Annotated in this window: 12 protein-coding genes; 11 read left to right on the top strand and 1 reads right to left on the bottom strand. The window is 65.4% G+C overall.

The window, feature by feature from the left end:
• Positions 1-143 precede the first annotated feature (143 nt).
• A complete protein-coding gene (locus H6A15_RS06590) occupies positions 144-848 on the bottom strand; it encodes an aspartate/glutamate racemase family protein (RefSeq protein WP_239462427.1) in 705 nt (234 codons plus the stop codon).
• A gap of 105 nt (positions 849-953) precedes the next feature.
• Here H6A15_RS06590 and ybaK point away from each other — a divergent pair, with 105 nt between their 5' ends.
• The 11 genes from ybaK to H6A15_RS06645 all read left to right on the top strand — a co-directional run bounded on the left by ybaK (position 954) and on the right by H6A15_RS06645 (position 16141).
• On the top strand, positions 954-1442 hold the full coding sequence (gene ybaK, locus H6A15_RS06595; RefSeq protein ID WP_204672963.1) for a Cys-tRNA(Pro) deacylase: 489 nt from the start codon (positions 954-956) through the stop codon (positions 1440-1442).
• Positions 1443-1548: 106 nt separating this feature from the next.
• Entirely contained in the window at positions 1549-2877 is a 1329-nt protein-coding gene (locus H6A15_RS06600) for a hypothetical protein (protein ID WP_239462428.1), read from the top strand.
• Between the two features lie 51 nt (positions 2878-2928).
• The gene (murJ, locus tag H6A15_RS06605; RefSeq protein WP_204672964.1) at positions 2929-5046 is read left to right on the top strand and encodes a murein biosynthesis integral membrane protein MurJ; all 2118 of its coding nucleotides are present in this window, start codon (positions 2929-2931) and stop codon (positions 5044-5046) included.
• Between the two features lie 3 nt (positions 5047-5049).
• Positions 5050-7077, top strand: coding sequence for an excinuclease ABC subunit UvrC (gene uvrC / locus H6A15_RS06610; protein WP_204672965.1), 2028 nt, complete (start codon positions 5050-5052; stop codon positions 7075-7077).
• A gap of 352 nt (positions 7078-7429) precedes the next feature.
• Positions 7430-9019 carry an ABC transporter substrate-binding protein gene (locus H6A15_RS06615; protein ID WP_342635828.1) on the top strand — a complete coding sequence of 530 codons (1590 nt, stop codon included), beginning with the start codon at positions 7430-7432 and terminating at the stop codon, positions 9017-9019.
• A gap of 123 nt (positions 9020-9142) precedes the next feature.
• A complete protein-coding gene (locus H6A15_RS06620) occupies positions 9143-10108 on the top strand; it encodes an ABC transporter permease (protein ID WP_204672967.1) in 966 nt (321 codons plus the stop codon).
• A 5-nt stretch (positions 10109-10113) separates the two neighbouring features.
• Complete coding sequence (locus H6A15_RS06625; RefSeq protein WP_239462429.1) at positions 10114-12135, top strand: dipeptide/oligopeptide/nickel ABC transporter permease/ATP-binding protein; 2022 nt, start codon at positions 10114-10116, stop codon at positions 12133-12135.
• Positions 12136-12966 (top strand): ABC transporter ATP-binding protein, encoded by an 831-nt coding sequence (locus tag H6A15_RS06630; protein ID WP_204672968.1) that lies wholly within the window; start codon positions 12136-12138, stop codon positions 12964-12966.
• A 195-nt stretch (positions 12967-13161) separates the two neighbouring features.
• Positions 13162-14082, top strand: coding sequence for a dihydrodipicolinate synthase family protein (locus H6A15_RS06635; RefSeq protein ID WP_204672969.1), 921 nt, complete (start codon positions 13162-13164; stop codon positions 14080-14082).
• A gap of 252 nt (positions 14083-14334) precedes the next feature.
• A complete protein-coding gene (locus H6A15_RS06640; RefSeq protein WP_204672970.1) occupies positions 14335-15288 on the top strand; it encodes an ROK family protein in 954 nt (317 codons plus the stop codon).
• Between the two features lie 166 nt (positions 15289-15454).
• Positions 15455-16141 (top strand): N-acetylmannosamine-6-phosphate 2-epimerase, encoded by a 687-nt coding sequence (locus H6A15_RS06645; RefSeq protein WP_204672971.1) that lies wholly within the window; start codon positions 15455-15457, stop codon positions 16139-16141.
• Positions 16142-16463 lie beyond the last annotated feature (322 nt).

Consider the following 16463-nt stretch of genomic DNA (forward strand, 5'->3'; position numbering starts at 1 on the left):
CGTCATCTTGACAACCGTTCAATCCATCAATCAGCCGTCCTGACGTCCCGACAACAGTCCGGCTCACCGACCTATTGACCCGCCGGCCACCAGACCCGCCGTCCTGCCGCCCGCCCGGCGTCTCCGCCGCCCGACGCAATCGTCTAGGCCTGATAGGTCCCGCCGCAGCGGACGATGGACTCCCGCACGAGCACGTCCATGGCGTCGACGGTGCCCTCGGGCATGGTGCGATAGCGGTTGAGCACCGACAGCTCGGTGCAGGCAAGGATGATGCGGTCGCAGCGTGCATCCTCGAAGAACCCCAGGACGCGCTCGAGCTTGTCGAGCCGCGGAGTGCGCCCCGCCTTCACGTCGTCATAGATGAGCGACATGACGTCCGCCTGGCGCTCGGGCGAGGGGTTGACCGCCTCGATCCCCAGGCGCTCGCATTCGCGCGCGTATACGCCGGCCCCCACGGTGCCGTCGGTCCCCATGATGCCGATGCGCCGCACGGCAGGGTCCTGCGCGCAGGCGCGGACCGTCTCGCGGGGCATGTGGATGATGGGCACCTGCGTGAAGCTCTGAATGGTGTCGTAGTAGTAGTGCGAGGTGTTGCACGGAATGGCGATGACGCGGGCGTCGCAGGCCTCGAGTCGCCTCACGCAGCCGCGCATGCATGAGAGAATCGCATCGTGGTCGCCCGATTGGATGGAGGCGGTGCGGTCGGGCATCGAGGCGCACGACAGGATCACCATGTCCAGGTGTTCCTGGTCGGACGCGGCGCGCGTATGTTGAATGACCTGCTCGTAGAAATAGGCGGTGGCCTCGGGGCCCATGCCGCCGATTACGCCGAGTGTCTGTTTTTCCATGCGGAATACTCCGTTCACCGGGCGGTTGAGTACCATCAAATACTACCAGCAACGCATCTGGCGGCTGTGCCGAGGTTATGGAGAGCCAGCGAGGGGAGGGGCGTCATGGGTGCCAAGGACGTCAAGAAGACCAACGCCATGCGCGAGCTCGAGCGCGCGGGCGTCGCCTATACCGAGCACGTCTACGAGGTTGACGAGGACGACCTGTCGGGCGTGCATGTCTGCGAGCAGCTCGGCGAGGACCCTTCGGCGGTATTCAAGACGCTCGTGTGCTCGACGGCTTCGGGCGGACATGCCGTCTGCTGCATCCCCGTGGCAGAGGAGCTCGACCTCAAGGCCGCGGCGCGCATTCTGGGCGAGAAGTCGCTTGCCATGGTGCATGTGCGCGACCTGGTGGGGCTCACGGGGTACATCCGCGGCGGATGCTCTCCCATAGGGATGAAAAAGCGGTTTCCCACGGTTGTCGATGAGACCTGCGTGCTGTTCGACACCGTCTGCGTCTCCGGCGGGCGCCGCGGCCTACAGGTGGAGCTGTCTCCGGATGACCTCGTGAAGGTGACCGGCGCCAAGGTTGCCGCCATCACGCGCGGCTGAGGTACGGGGCGACCGTCTCCGGGGTCGTTTGGCGCTGCGCGCTATCCTGTTTATGTGGCTTTTGGCGCAACGCGGCGCGCAGCCACTACAATGCTGCCCTGTTATCATGCCAGCTCACGCGAGGCCGGGCATCCTCACGGCTCGCGTCACGACGAGAATCGAGATGTCCATGCTGAGTGTCGCTCCCGATGAGCGCGACCTGCCGCGCCTGCTTCAGCCGGTGATCGTTGGATCGGATTTTAGCTGCTACGCCTTCGTGCGGTGCTTCCAGGAGGCCTACGGGGTGCGCTCCATCGTGCTGGGCTCCGCCGACGTGAAGTCGGTGTCGCGCAGCCGGTTTGTAGACTATCGCGTGGTGAGCGACCTCGACCAGGCGGACACCATGGTGCCCCTGCTCATGGATATGGGCGAGCGCCTTATCAACGAGGGCAAGATCCCCTTCCTGGTGGGCTGCGGCGACCACTACGCGCGCCTCATCTCCGAGCACAAGGCCACCCTTCAGCAGCGCTTCCATGTGCCCTATATCGACTTCGACCTGCTCGACGAGATCACCCAGAAGGAGAACTTCTACAAGATCTGCGACGAGGTGGGCATCCCGTATCCGCGGACGGTCTTTTTGGACTGCGCCGACCCCGCGGCGACGGTGGACGATGGCGGTTTCGACTACCCGCTCATCGCCAAGCCGTCCAATTCGGCGGCCTATCACTACGCTGAGATTCCCAACAAGAAGAAGGTGTTTCTGGTTCACGACCGCGACGAGCTCGCGAGTATCTTCGAGAGCTTGCAGGCATCGACCTACGACCGCTCGCTCATCGTGCAGGAGTTCGTGCCCGGAGACGACACGCAGATCCGCATCCTCTCGGCGTACACCGATGCCCAGGGGGATCCGGTCTTCATGTGCGGCGGCCGCGTGATCCTGGAGGACCATGCCCCCGGCGCCATCGGCAACCCCGCCATCATCATTCCCGAACGCAACCGCAAGGTGATGGAGGACGCCCTGTGCTTCATGCGCCACGTGGGCTACCACGGGATGGCGAACTTCGACGTGAAGTTTGACGAGCGCGACGGGTCGTATCGCTTCTTCGAGATCAATACGCGCCCCGGCCGCAGCTCCGCGTTCGTGCGCCAGGCAGGCGTCAACTTCGCCAAGGTCATGGTCGACGACCTCGTGTTGGGCAAGTCCCAGGGCCGCCTCGATGCCGACGAGCCGTTTGTCTATACCACGGTGCCGCCCTATGTGGTCCGTCGCTCTGTTGCCGACGAGGCGCTCCGCCGTCAGGTGCTCGACGCCTTCCGCGACGGCACCGCCGCCTTCCCGCTGTATTGGAATCGCGACGGGGCCTCCCAGCACTTCTGGGCGAGCCTTACGTACTACCATCAGATATCGAAGTTCAAGAAATACGTGTGGGGGCCCGAGGCGAAGAACTACGCCTAATGCCCTGCATGGCGCGCCGTCGAGGCGCTGCGGCGAGGAAGGAGCGCAGACATGGACGTGGATGAGCGGCCCCAGGGATCGCACTTCGCGCCGCGCGCGAACAAGAAGGCCCCGCGCCCTGACGAGACCGCGGTGTTCGTCGCGGCAGCGCAGTCTTATCGGCATGCTGAGAGAAAGCCGCGTCCGGACGAGACGAGCGTGTTTTTGGACGCCGCCCTGCGCGCAGGGCTGGCCAAGCAAGCGCAGGCGCCCGCATCCGCCGTCGGCCGCCACGCGGCGCCCGCGGACGCGGCTCCTGTCCGGGGCGCCCATGCTGTCTCGGCGGGCGACGTCGCCGCGCCGGCAGACGGCGGCATGCATGTCGCCGCGGCAAGCGGCGCCGCCTCGCAGACCGGACGGCTCGGCGTGCTTGATGACGAGGGCGCGGCGAGCACGGGCAGGCTCGACGACGTCGTGCCTGCCGCTCCCACCGGCGCGCTGGCGGCCGAGCTCGACGCGCCCGAGGACGGGCGGGCCGCTGTTGCGGCGTCCTCGTCCGACGACGATTTCGACGGCGCCGGCGACTATGAGAGCGTCGGCCGCTCCGCCGGCCTCATGACCGGGCTCATCATCATCTCGCGTCTCACGGGATTTGCCCGCACCTGGGTGATGGGCATCGCCTTTGGCGTGTCGTTCCTCGCGTCATCCTACAACATCGCCAACAACCTGCCCAACATGCTGTACGAGCTCGTGGTGGGCGGCATGCTCGTGACCGCGTTCTTGCCGGTCTACATGGACGCGCGCCGCAACGGCGGGCGCGAGGCCGCAAACGACTACGTAGGCAACCTGCTCTCGGTGCTGCTGGTGCTGCTGGGCGTGGTCTCGGTCCTTGCCGTGGTCTTTGCGCCGGCGATCATCTGGACCCAGTCGTTTATGAGCGACGGACAGGAGATGGACGTCGCCGTCTACTTCTTCAGGTTCTTTGCGCTGCAGATTCTGTTCTACGGGCTGGGCTCGGTGTTCTCCGGCGTGCTCAACGCGCATCGCGACTATTTCTGGAGCAACTTCGCCCCCGTGCTGAACAACGTGGTGGTCATCGCCGCGTTCGCGCTCTTCCCGGTGCTCGAGCCCATCAGCCAGCAGCTTGCGCTGACGGTGCTCGCCGTGGGCACCACGCTCGGCGTCTTCGTGCAGATGGCCTGCCAGATTCCGGCGCTCGCCAAGCATGGCGTGCACCCGCGCATGCATATCAACCTGCGTGACCCGCTGCTCAAGAAGACGCTCGAGCTCGGCGTGCCCACGCTGCTCGCTACCCTGTGCACGCTCGTGACCGCCTCGGTGCAGAACTCTTCGGCGCTCGCGGTCCAGCCCGGAACCGGCGCGTCGGTGATCGCCTACGCGCGCCTGTGGTACACCTTGCCCTATGCGCTGCTCTCGGTCTCGCTCAATACGGCGCTCTATACCGAGCTCGCGCGTGATGCCACCCGGGGCGACGACGACGCGGTGCGCGCGGGCATGTCGCGCGGCATCGCCCAGCAGCTCTTCTTCTTGGTGCCCTTCGCGCTCTACCTCATGGTGTTCAGCTTCCCGCTCAACATGGTGTATTGCTCGGGCCGTTTCGACCTCGCGGGCGTCGAGCTGGTGAGCGAGTATCTGCGCTTCCTGGCGGTCTCGCTGCCGTTTTACGGCGTATGCATGCTCATGCAGAAGGGCTGTTCGGCGCTTCGCGACATGCGTCCCTACGCCCTGTTCATGCTGGCGGGCGCCGTCGCCGAGGTGGCCTGGTCGCTCGTTCTCGCGGTGGGCGCAGGCGGCGGCATGCCGTTCATCGCGCTTTCCATGACGGCGTCGTATGTTGTCTCCGACCTGGGGGCGCTCATCTGGATGCGTCGCCGCCTCCACGGGCTTCGCGTGCGCACCATTCTGCATGGCCTCGGTTTCGGCCTGCTGCTTGGCGGGCTTGGCGCGGCGGCGGGCGGCGGGGTGCTCGCCCTGCTCGAGGCCTTCGTGGGCCCGCTTGCCACGACCCTTGCCGACGGCACGACGCAGACCGCGGGCATGCTGCAGACCGTGGCGTATGTCGCCGCGGGCGGCATCGTCTCGCTGCTCGTGACGTTCGGCCCCGCCGTGGCGCTCAAGTTGCCCGAGGCGGATATGCTGCGCTCGCTCGCCCGTCGCGTGAGGCGGTAGGGGATGGCAGATACTTCTTGGCACGACAGGCCCGCCGGGTCTGTTCCGGCGGGCCTCGGCGGCCCTGTCTCCGAAGGCTCCCGCCCGCCCGCCTCGGGGCTCGCCCCCGCGGCGCCGAGCCTTGCCGAGCAGGTGTCCCGTGTCCCCACGAGCCCTGGATGCTACCTGTGGAAGGATGCTTCGGGCGAGGTCATCTACGTGGGCAAGGCCAAAAACCTCCGCGCCCGCATGAAGCAGTACGTGCAGCTGACCGACGACCGCGCGAAGATTCCGCTCATGATGCAGCTCGTTGCGAGCTTCGACTATATCGTGGTGGACACCGAGCACGAGGCGCTCGTGCTCGAGCGCAACCTGATCGGCCAGTATCACCCCTACTTCAACGTCGACTTCAAGGACGACAAGAGCTACCCCTTCATCGCCATCACGAAAGGCGACGTGTATCCTGCGATCAAGTACACGCGCGAGCGCCACAAGGCGGGCACGCGCTACTTCGGCCCCTATACCGACAGCCGCGCCGCGCGTGACACCATCGACACCATTCGCAAGGTCATTCCCATCTGCAGCGCGACCTGCGCCGAATGGCGCCGCACGCGTCGGCTTATCGCCTCCCATGGCGACGATGCCGACATCATCAATCTCGTGTGCGCCCAGAAGGGGCGACCCTGCTTTGACTACCACGTGGGGCGTGGCCCCGGCGCGTGCGTGGGCGCCATCACGCCAGAGGAGTACGCGAAAAACGTCCGGCGCGTGGAGCGGTTCTTGTCGGGGCGCCGCCGCGAGGTCACCGACGAACTGTCTGCCGAGATGCAGCGCGCCGCCCAGGAGCTCGACTTCGAGCGCGCCGCGCGCGTGAAGCGCCGCCTTGAGGTCATCTCGGGCCTGGACGACCGCCAGCAGGTGGTCTTTCCGTCGAGCGTGGACATCGACCTCATCGGGTTCTACCGCGAAGAGACCATCGCCGGCGCCTGCGTGTTCGTGGTGCGCGAGGGGCGCACCGTACGCAGCTGCGAGTTCATCCTCGACAAGGGCCTCGACGTGGACGAGGACGAGCTGGTCTCGGGCTTCATCAAGCGGTATTACGACGAGACCGCCGACATTCCGCACGAGGTGGATGTCGCGATCGACGTGTCCGATGCCGAGGTGCTGGGGGAGTGGCTCACGGCCAAGCGCGGGCACGTATGCCGCCTGCATCGCCCGAGGCGTGGCGAGAAGCGCCATCTCCTGGAGACGTGCGAGCGCAACGCCCGGCACGCGCTCATGCGCTATATGATGCGCACCGGCTATGCCGACGACCGTACGAACCAGGCGCTCCTGCAGCTCGAAAGCGCCCTCGCCCTGCCCGCCCCTCCCATGCGCATCGAATGCTTCGACATCTCGACCATCCACGGCCGCTTCACCGTCGCCTCGATGGTGGTGTTCACCAACGGTCGCGCCGACAAGGGCCAGTATCGACGCTTCAAGGTGCGCGGCGTCACGGGCGAGGCGAACGACTTCATGTCCATGCAGGAGGTCCTTGGGCGCAGGTACGCCCCGGAGCGCATGGCGGACGAGCGCTTTGGCTCAAAGCCCGACCTGCTCGTGGTGGATGGCGGCAAGCCGCAGCTCACCGCGGCGCTCACGCAGCTGGAAGAGCTCGGGCTCGACATTCCCGTCTGCGGCCTCGCCAAGGCCGACGAGGAGGTCTTCGTGCCCTGGGACGACACGCCGGTGGTGCTGCCCAACGGGTCCGCCTCGCTGTACCTCATCAAGCAGGTGCGCGACGAGGCGCATCGATTTGCGATCACCTTCCATCGCGAGCTGCGCGACAAGGCCATGACGGTGTCGGTCCTCGACGAGGTCGAGGGGGTCGGCCCCACGCGCAAGAAGGCGATCATGAGGCATTTTGGATCCATGAAGCGGCTGCGCGCCGCGAGCGTCGAGGACATCGCCGCGGTGAGGGGCATGCCCCAACAGGTGGCGCGTGCCGTCTACGATACTCTGCGTGCATGGGAGGGCGCCCCTCGACCCGATGGCGACGTCGGCGAGCTCTAGAAACTTTTGTGAAGTGGCACACGGCGCTCTACCGATGCTTGACATAGGTGGTATTAAAACACCTTGCCTAGACAATTAATGAAAAGTGCTGCTAAATGGCAAGTGCGTCAGGCAAAATGGGAAACAGATAGCCAAAAATGGGCAACTGGTATGCTTGCTACCACCACCAGTCCAGAGTGTCAACCTTAAGCGATGAACGGTATCATTTACCGTCTGCGTGCGGTAAGGCCCGTTCACCGAGAAGCCAACGGTAAAAATGAATGTGCCCGGTATGTTAGTGGTGTCCACAAATGCGTCCCCCTCCCTGCGTGAGAAGGGGAGGCGCCAAAAGATTGGAGACATCATGCGTGACATGACACGGCGTACGTTCCTTGGCGTCGCTGGCGGCGCCGCGGCGGTTGCCGGCCTCGGCCTTGCTGGCTGCGGCGGGGACACCACCACCCCTTCCGGTAGCACCGGAACCGCCGGCACCGAGGGTGGCGGCACCATCACCGCCGGCTCTGCCTATGCTCCGTCCGACTACAACCCCACGTCCACCTCGTCCGCCTTCTGCCTGGGCGCCAACTGGCATGTGCTCGAGGGCCTCTACGGCACCGATCCGCATGACTACTCCACCTTCACCGAGCTCGCCACGGGCGATCCCGAGCAGGTCGACGAGACCCACTTCACCATCACCGTGCGCGAGGGCGCCGCGTTCTCCACGGGCGACCCCGTGACCACCGAGGACATCGTCGAGTCCTTCGACCGCACCAAGGCCAACGCCACCTATGCGGCCTTCCTGACCCCGATCGACTCGCTCGAGGCCACCGACGACACCACCATCACGGTGACCACCTCCATCGCGAACTTCTCGCTGCTCAAGGAGCGCCTGGCGCTCGTCCGCGTGTTCCCCGCCGGCACCACCGACGACGAGCTCGCCGACACCCCGGTCGGCTCCGGCCCTTGGATGTATGACGCCATCACCGATAACAGCGTCGACCTCGTGCCGAACCCCAACTACAACGGCGACCACGCCGCTGCCGACTCCGGCCTGCACTATGACATCCTCACCGACGCCACCGCCCGTATGACCGCTCAGCAGCAGGGCACCACGCTCGTCATGGAGTCTGTCACCGCTGACGCCATCTCCACCATCGAGGACGCCGGCTGCAAGGTCGACCAGGTCCAGGGCTTCGGCACCCGCTTCATCATGTTCAACACCACCAAGGCTCCGTGGGACAACGTGACCGCCCGTAAGGCCATCATGTACGCCATCAACACGGACCAGATGATCGAGAACATCTTCAGCGGCCTCGCCGCCACCGCCAAGTCCTACATCCCGGTCGACTTCCCGAACTATCAGGAGGCCTCCACGGTCTACAGCTACGACCAGGACCAGGCCAGCAGCCTGCTCTCCGAGGCCGGCGTGACCCCGGGCAACCTCATCATCCGCACCACGGACAACACCCAGGCCGAGCAGATGGGCATCCAGGCCCAGCAGGATCTCGAGGCCCTCGGCTTCACCGTCGAGATCAAGACCGAGACCTCGCAGGCCACCTATGCTGCCATCGACGGCGGCTCGGATGACTTCGACATCCTCATCGCCCCGGGCGACCCGTCCTGCTGGGGCGCCGACCCCGACCTGCTGCTCAACTGGTGGTACGGCGACAACGTCTGGCAGCAGACCCGTACCGGCTGGAGCGGCTCGGCTGAGTTCGCCCAGATCCGTGAGCTCATGAACACCGCTCTCGGCCAGTCTGGCGACGAGCAGCAGGCCACGTGGAAGCAGGTCTACGACATCATCGCTGACAACTGCGTCCTGTACCCGCTGGTCCACGTCCAGACGGTTACCGCCTCCTGGGCCGATCCGGCGACGGCGCCTAACGGCGTTGCCATCGAGGGCTTCAAGGGCATCGGCACCACGGGCATGAGCTTCATCGATTGCAAGACGGTCAGCGCGTAGCCTACAAGCCCATCTCTCCTCTTCCTAGCAGAGGGGGAGCTGGTCAGTCGTGCGAGGGGTCCGGGCAGCCTTTGCTCGGGCCCCTCCTGTAAATGCTGTTGACAAGAAGAGAGAGGAGAGGATATGAACAACCTTTTGCGTCTCGTCGGGCGACGCATCATCGCGCTGCCGATCATGGCCTTGGGCGTCACTTTGCTGGTGTTCTTCCTCATGTCCTTTACCGACCCCTCAATCCCTGCGCGTACCGTCCTTGGCGAGGGCGCCTCTCCGGAGCAGGTTGAGCAGTACATGGACGAGCACGGAATGAATGACCCGTGGCCCGTTCGCTATGTCGACTATATTGCCGGCCTTGTTCAGGGCGACCTCGGCACCTATGGCAGCCGTCAGACGCCCGTGGCGACCGCCATCGCCTCCGCCCTGCCCATCACGATGCAGCTCACCTTCTTCGGCTTGCTTCTGGCGGCGGTGTTCTCGTTCACCCTTGGCGTGATATCGGCACTATATAGAGATAAATGGCCAGACCAGATCATACGCGTGATATCCATCGCAGGAATCGCCACGCCGTCGTTCTGGCTGGCGGTCCTGCTCATCCTCGCCGTCACCATCGGCGGCCTTACGCGCGTCTTCCCGTCTTCGGGCGCGCTTCCCAACCTGTTCACCAACCCTGCAGGCTATTTCGGCCGCATGATCATGCCCGCCATCGCCCTTGCCTTCCCGGTTATCGGCCAGATGACGCGTATCGTGCGTACCGCCATGGTCGAGGAGCTCGATAAGGACTATGTGCAGACGGCTCGCGGCGGCGGCCTTCCCGAGAACGTCGTCGTTGCCAAGAACGTTCTGCGCAACGCCCTCATCACCCCTGTCACCACCCTCGGCCTCAAGATCGGCTACCTCATGGGTGGCGCCGTGGTCATCGAGGTCATCTTCGCGCTCCCCGGCATGGGCACGCTCATCCAGCAGGGCATCACCGGCGGCGAGATCATGCTCGTCCAGGGCGTCGTCGTTGTGGTGGCACTGGCCTTCGTCATCATCAACATCGTGGTTGACATGCTCTATCTGCTCATCAACCCGCGCATTAGGACGGTGTAGGCCTCATGGTAAAGATTAGAGAGAAGCAGACTCAGAAGCTCGAGGCGGCTGCCGCCAAGAGCTCCAAGTTCACCGGCATCAAGAACATGAGCACGCCGAGCAAGATCTCGCTCGTCCTGCTCGTCCTGGTGGCGCTCTCCGCCATCCTGGCGCCGGTCATCGCTCCGCATAACCCGCTCGAGATCACCCAGGCATATCAGCCGCCGAGCGCCGACCATATCTTCGGTACGGACAACACCGGCCGCGACATCCTGTCGCGCATGCTCTACGGCGGACAGTACTCGCTGATCATCGGCTTCGGCGCGACGCTCTTCGCGCTCGTGTGCGGCTCGATCGTGGGCGCCCTCGCCGCGGTTTCCCGCAAGGCGGTCTCCGAGGTCATCATGCGCGTGCTGGACGTCATCATGTCCATCCCGGGCATCGCGCTGGCGGCCATCCTGGTGCTGATCCTCGGCAACTCCGTGCCGGCCATCATCTTCTCGATCGGCTTCATGTACACCCCGCAGATCGCGCGTATCGTGCGCGCGAACGTGGTGTCCGAGTACGGTGAGGACTACGTGCGCGCCGTCATCGTCTCCGGTGCCCGCGCCCCGTGGATCTTGATGAAGCACGTGCTGCGTAACTGCATCGCGCCCATCATGGTCTTCACCGTGACGCTCGTCGCAGACGCCATCATCTTCGAGGCGTCGCTGACCTTCATCGGCGCCGGCATCGCCGAGCCCACCGCCACCTGGGGCAACATCCTGTCCTCCGCCCGCGACGGCGTGCTGCTTGGTCGCTGGTGGCAGGCGCTCTTCCCGGGCATCGCCATCATGGTCACCTGCCTGGCGCTCAACATCCTCTCCGAGGGCCTGACCGACGCCATGGCAGCGGCCCCGTCCGCTCCGGTGAGCAACGAGAACTCCGAGAGCCGTCGCGAGGCCGACCTGCTCGTCGCCGACCCGGTTCGTGCCTACAAGGAGCAGGCCGAGACCCTGAACATGCGTCTGTCCGCCCTTCGCAAGGTCGAGCTCGCCCGTACTGACCGCCGCGTCCCCGACTATTCGGTCGAGCCGCTGCTGCAGGTCAAGAACCTCTCGATCGGCTTCCCGCGCCACGGAGACGTCCACGTCGTCGACAACGTCTCCTTCGACGTGCGTCCCGGCCAGTGCATGGCGCTCGTAGGCGAGTCCGGCTGCGGCAAGTCCATCACCACCAAGACCATCATGAACCTGCTGCCCGACAACGCCCGCATCACCGGCGAGGTGCTCTATAAGGGGCAGGACCTGCTGAAGCTCTCCAAGGAAGAGCATCGCAAGCTGCTGGGCCACGAGCTCGCCATGGTCTATCAGGACTCGCTCTCCGCGCTTAACCCCTCGATGCTCATCTCCGCCCAGATGAAGCAGCTCACCAGCCGTGGCGGCACCCGCTCGGCAGAAGACCTGCTCGAGCTCGTGGGCCTCGATCCCAAGCGTACGCTCGAGTCCTACCCGCACGAGCTGTCCGGCGGCCAGTGCCAGCGCGTGATCATCGCTATGGCGCTCACGCGCGACCCGTCACTCATCATCTGCGACGAGCCCACCACCGCCCTCGACGTGACCGTGCAGAAGCAGGTCATCAAGCTTTTGAACGACCTGCAGAAGAAGCTCGGCTTCGCCATGATCTTCGTGTCCCACGACCTGGCGCTCGTCGCCGAGGTCGCCTCCGAGATCACCGTCATGTACGCCGGCCAGGTCGTCGAGTCCGCTCCCACCAAGGAGCTGCTCACGAACCCGATCCACGAGTACACCCAGGGCCTGCTCGGCTCCGTGCTCTCCATCGAGGCGCACGACGGCAAGCGCCTGCACCAGGTGCCCGGCTCCGTGCCGAGTCCGGCGGACTTCCCGAAGGGCGACCGCTTCGCCCCGCGTTCGAGCCACCCCACGGTCGGCCTCGACGTGCATCCCATCCTCAAGAAGGTTCCCGGCGTCGAGCACCACTATGTCGCCGAGATTCCGGACGAGGAGCTTGCCAAGAACGGTCTTGTCTCTCGACTGGAGGTGAGGTAAATGGCAGAGAACACCTCTCAGCAGACGCCCATCATCTTCTTGGACAACATCTCCGTAACGTTCAAGACCCGTACGGGATCGCTTCTGCATCCGAACCTGGTCCATGCGGTGAACGGCCTTACGCTCAAGCTCATGCCGGGCGAGACCATCGGTATCGTAGGCGAGTCCGGCTGCGGCAAGTCCACGACAGCCAACGTCATGTGCGGCCTGCAGTCTCCTACGTCCGGCCATGTGTACTTCAAGGGCGAGGACGTCACGAAGCGCACCGCCGAGATTCGCAAGAAGATCGGCCGCGTGGTCTCCGTGGTGTTCCAGAATCCCGCTACGGCGCTGAATCCTCGTATGTCGGTTCATGACCAGCTGCTCGACCCCCTGATCGTGCACAAGGTCGGCAACGAGGACGAGCGCGAAGAGCGCGCCCGCGAGCTCGTGAGCCTCGTCGGCCTTCCGTCATCGGCCATGTATGCCCTGCCCGGACAGCTCTCCGGCGGTCAGCGCCAGCGTGTCGCTATCGCCCGTGCGCTTTCGCTGAACCCCGACGTCATCATCGCCGACGAGCCGACTTCGGCGCTTGACGTGTCGGTGCGTGCGCAGATTCTGAACCTGCTGACCGACCTTAAGAAGGAGCTCGGTCTTGCCATGGTCTTCATCAGCCATGACATCCAGACGGAGCGCTACATCTCTGACCGCATCATCGTCATGAACCACGGCCAGATCATGGAGCAGGGGCCTGCCAAGCAGGTCTTCGAGAACCCGCAGGATCCCTACACCAAGCTCCTGCTGGGCGCCGCGCCGTCGCTTCTGCATCCAAACTTGGGACAGAGCGCATAGACGCATTGCTTGACCCCGTGACGCGCGCCTGCCTAGCCGGGCGCGCGTTCATGAGGGGCGGGGAAGGGGGGCTTTCGAATGAGTCTGCAAACACCCTTCCCAAGGGTCGGGACCTCGCTATCATGGAGCGGGGCCCGCGCCCCGAAACCAGCGCTCCGGCACGAGGCCTGAGCGCGCAACTAGAAGGAGTCACCTGTGACCACCAAGAAGTTTACCGGCGTCATCCCGCCTGTCGTCGTCCCCCTCACGCAGGGTCGTGAGCTCGACGTCCCGTCGTTCGAGCGCAACGTCAACCGTATGATCGAGGCCGGCGTTGACGGCCTGTTCATCCTGGGCTCTTCGAGTGAGGTCGTATTCTCCACCGACCAGCGTCGTTCTGACATCATCCAGAACCTTGTGCGCATCGTCGATGGTCGCGTGCCCGTGCTCGCTGGCATCATCGACACCGAGACCGAGCGCATGATCGAGCACGGCAAGCGCGCCGAGCAGATGGGCGTCGACGCCCTCGTCGCGACCTGCCCGTTCTATGCGCTGCAGGGCATCGATGAGATCGAGTGGAGCTTCCGCTGCCTGCACGATGCGCTCAACCTGCCCATCTTCGCCTATGACATTCCGGTGTGCGTGCACAACAAGCTCGACACCGACATGCTCGTCCGCCTCGGCAAGGACGGCGTCCTCGCCGGCGTGAAGGACTCCTCGGGCGATGACATCTCGTTCCGCTACCTGGTCATGGGCAACGAGGACGCTGGACATCCCATGTCCATTCTCACCGGTCACGAGGTCGTCGTCGACGGCGCGTACCTCTCCGGCGCCGACGGCTCGGTCCCCGGCCTTGCCAACGTCGAGCCCTATGGCTACGTGCGCCAGTGGAAGGCAGCCCAGGAGGGCGACTGGGAGACCGTTAAGAAGGAGCAGGACCGTCTTGCGCGCATCATGCGCATCACCGCGGTCACCAAGGGCGTGCAGGGCTTCGGCGCCGGCGTCGGTGCCTTCAAGACGGCGCTTCAGCTCATGGGCGTCTTCGAGACCAACCAGATGCCTCGTCCGGTCCACTCGCTCAAGGGCGAGAACGTCGAGGCCATCAAGCGCGTCCTCGAAGAGAACGGCCTGCTGTAAGGCATTGCCTGCCGGGCGTGCGCTTCGGCAGGATTCACCCGCTGCCGGCGCGCCGCGTGCCGTCGCATTCAGGACATGATGGCCTGGCATGAGGCATGGCCTGCCGGGATATCGGGATTCATCGCGCCCGCCTGCTGACGCGGGCGGGCGCGGTTCGTTTGGGGGAGGGCGCTTAAGGCCCGACGTGGGCTCAGGCGTCCTGCGTGCGACGGCGTCGTCGTGCGGATTGGCGAGAACAGATTGGGGCATCCCATGGACAAGAAAACCATCGTATCGGTCGACATCGGCGGCACGAAGATCGCGTGCGGCCTTGTGACGCTCGGTGGCGAAGCTCCCGTTATCGAAAAGGTGGAGAAGGTCCCCACCGAGGCGATGAAGGGCGGAGAGCATGTGCTGGCAACCGTGCTCGAGCAGGTTAAAGCCGCTATCGAGCGCGCTGACGGAGAGGTCGCCGGCGTGGGCATCTCGTCCGCAGGCGTGGTCAACCCGCGCACGGGCGACATCACCTTTGCCAACGAGCTCATGCCCGGCTGGGGCGGCACGGCCCTGGCGACCGAGGTCACCAAGGCGACCGGTCTGGCGTGCCGCGTGCTGAACGACGTTCACGCCCACGCCCTGGGCGAGGCGCGCTGGGGCGGCGGACGCGGCAAGGCGAGCTGCCTCGTGGCGGCCGTGGGCACCGGCATCGGAGGCGCCTTCGTCGAGCACGGCCACATCATGCTCGGCGCCCATGACGAGGCCGGCCACATTGGCCACGTGTGCTGCCCGGCGGCTGCGGGCGTCCCGTGCTCCTGTGGAGCCACCGGACATCTCGAGCCCATCGCGGCTGGCCCCGGCATCATCGCCGAGTACGTGCGCCTTGGTGGCGCCGAGACCTACGACGGCAAGCCTATGGATGGCGCCGAGATCGACCGCCGTGCCGCGGCGGGCGACGAGGCGGCAAAGGCGGCCGAGGCCCGTGCGGGCCGTGCTCTGGGCGAGGTGCTCGGCAGCATGTGCAACATGCTCGATCCCGCCTGCGTGATCCTCTCGGGCTCTGTTGCCCAGTGTGGACCCGATTGGTCCGACGCCATGAAGGATGCCTTCCGCGGCCAGGCGATGCCGCCGGTCGCCACGACGCCTGTCGTGGACGGAGAGCTCGGCGGAGACGCTCCTCTCATCGGTGCCGCAGAGAACTTCGTGGAGTCCGGCTACGCCGAGTGCTGATAGGAGCTCCGGCTATCCCGGGCGCCGCGCTCGTCCTCAGCCGTTGGTCGCCGCACGCGCAAGGCGTGCTCCCACCTCGCTTGGAGGGCCTGAGGCGCCGGGAACACCCGGCGGGGCATTCTGAGACGGCCCCATCTCGAATCAAAGTTGAAAGGAGACGGATCCTATGGCCATCGATCCCCTGATTCAATCTCTTAAAGGCAAGCTCATCGTGAGCGTGCAGGCATATATGGGCGAGCCCCTGCGCAACCCCGAGACCATGGCGCAGATGGCGCGCGCCTGCGAGCTGGGCGGCGCTGCCGCCATTCGCTGCCAGGGCCTGTCGGACATCGCCGCCATCAAGGGCCGCACCGAGGTCCCGGTCATCGGGTTGTGGAAGGAGGGGCATGAGGGCGTCTACATCACCCCGACGCTCCGCCATGCCCGCGCCTGCGTCGCCGCCGGCGCAGACATCGTTGCCATCGACGCCACCGACCGTCCCCGCCCGGACGGCAAGACGGTGGCTGACACCCTTGAGCCGCTCAAGGCCGAAGGCGTGCTCACCATGGCGGACTGCATGACGATCGACGATATTCGCCGTGCAGTCGATGCGGGCTTTGACATCGTCTCCACCACGCTCTCCCATGGCGTCGCGGCGATTGACTGCACCATGGCTGACGGCCCCGACCTGCCGCTGCTGCGCCAGGCGGCCGAGGAGTTCCCGGGCTTCCCGGTGGTCTGCGAGGGTCGCGTGCACACGCCCGAGGAGGCCCGCGCCGCCATCGACGCCGGCGCCTGGGCAGTCGTCGTGGGCACCGCCATCACGCATCCCACGAGCCTGACCTCCTGGTTCAAGGCGGCGCTTGAGGCGTAAGGCTTCCCTACAGAAGCCCCTGTATAGATGACTATGGGCCCGTGTCTCGCGTCTGGGACACGGGCCCATGTGCGTAAGCGTGCGTGCGGGGCGATGGCGAAATGCAGCCCGCATAGGCTCGCCTCGCCATCGTCCTGGGCGTCATGGCGCGAAGCGCGCCTTTTGCGTCCCCGCCTCGCCGAAGCTGCGTTTTGCGCGCCCGCCTCGCCGAAGCTACGTAAAGTTACAAAAATGGCCCCGATTTTGTAAAAAAGCCGAGCAACGGTGAAAAAAGAGGTCGCCGTTGCTCGGTCAAGTGCGAGCAACGGCGAAAAGAGCGCCG

The organism is Enorma phocaeensis (assembly GCF_016901575.1).
In the GTDB taxonomy this organism is placed as follows: domain Bacteria; phylum Actinomycetota; class Coriobacteriia; order Coriobacteriales; family Coriobacteriaceae; genus Limicola; species Limicola phocaeensis_A.

Bases quoted from the DNA above. Each gene is read 5' to 3' on its own strand.
- H6A15_RS06620 (WP_204672967.1), top strand. From the start codon at position 9,143: ATGAACAACCTTTTGCGTCTCGTCGGGCGACGCATCATCGCGCTGCCG.
- murJ (WP_204672964.1), top strand. From the start codon at position 2,929: ATGGACGTGGATGAGCGGCCCCAGGGATCGCACTTCGCGCCGCGCGCG.
- uvrC (WP_204672965.1), top strand. From the start codon at position 5,050: ATGGCAGATACTTCTTGGCACGACAGGCCCGCCGGGTCTGTTCCGGCG.
- H6A15_RS06640 (WP_204672970.1), top strand. From the start codon at position 14,335: ATGGACAAGAAAACCATCGTATCGGTCGACATCGGCGGCACGAAGATC.
- H6A15_RS06625 (WP_239462429.1), top strand. From the start codon at position 10,114: ATGGTAAAGATTAGAGAGAAGCAGACTCAGAAGCTCGAGGCGGCTGCC.
- H6A15_RS06600 (WP_239462428.1), top strand. From the start codon at position 1,549: ATGCCAGCTCACGCGAGGCCGGGCATCCTCACGGCTCGCGTCACGACG.
- H6A15_RS06590 (WP_239462427.1), bottom strand. From the start codon at position 848: ATGGAAAAACAGACACTCGGCGTAATCGGCGGCATGGGCCCCGAGGCC.
- H6A15_RS06615 (WP_342635828.1), top strand. From the start codon at position 7,430: ATGACACGGCGTACGTTCCTTGGCGTCGCTGGCGGCGCCGCGGCGGTT.
- H6A15_RS06630 (WP_204672968.1), top strand. From the start codon at position 12,136: ATGGCAGAGAACACCTCTCAGCAGACGCCCATCATCTTCTTGGACAAC.
- ybaK (WP_204672963.1), top strand. From the start codon at position 954: ATGGGTGCCAAGGACGTCAAGAAGACCAACGCCATGCGCGAGCTCGAG.
- H6A15_RS06645 (WP_204672971.1), top strand. From the start codon at position 15,455: ATGGCCATCGATCCCCTGATTCAATCTCTTAAAGGCAAGCTCATCGTG.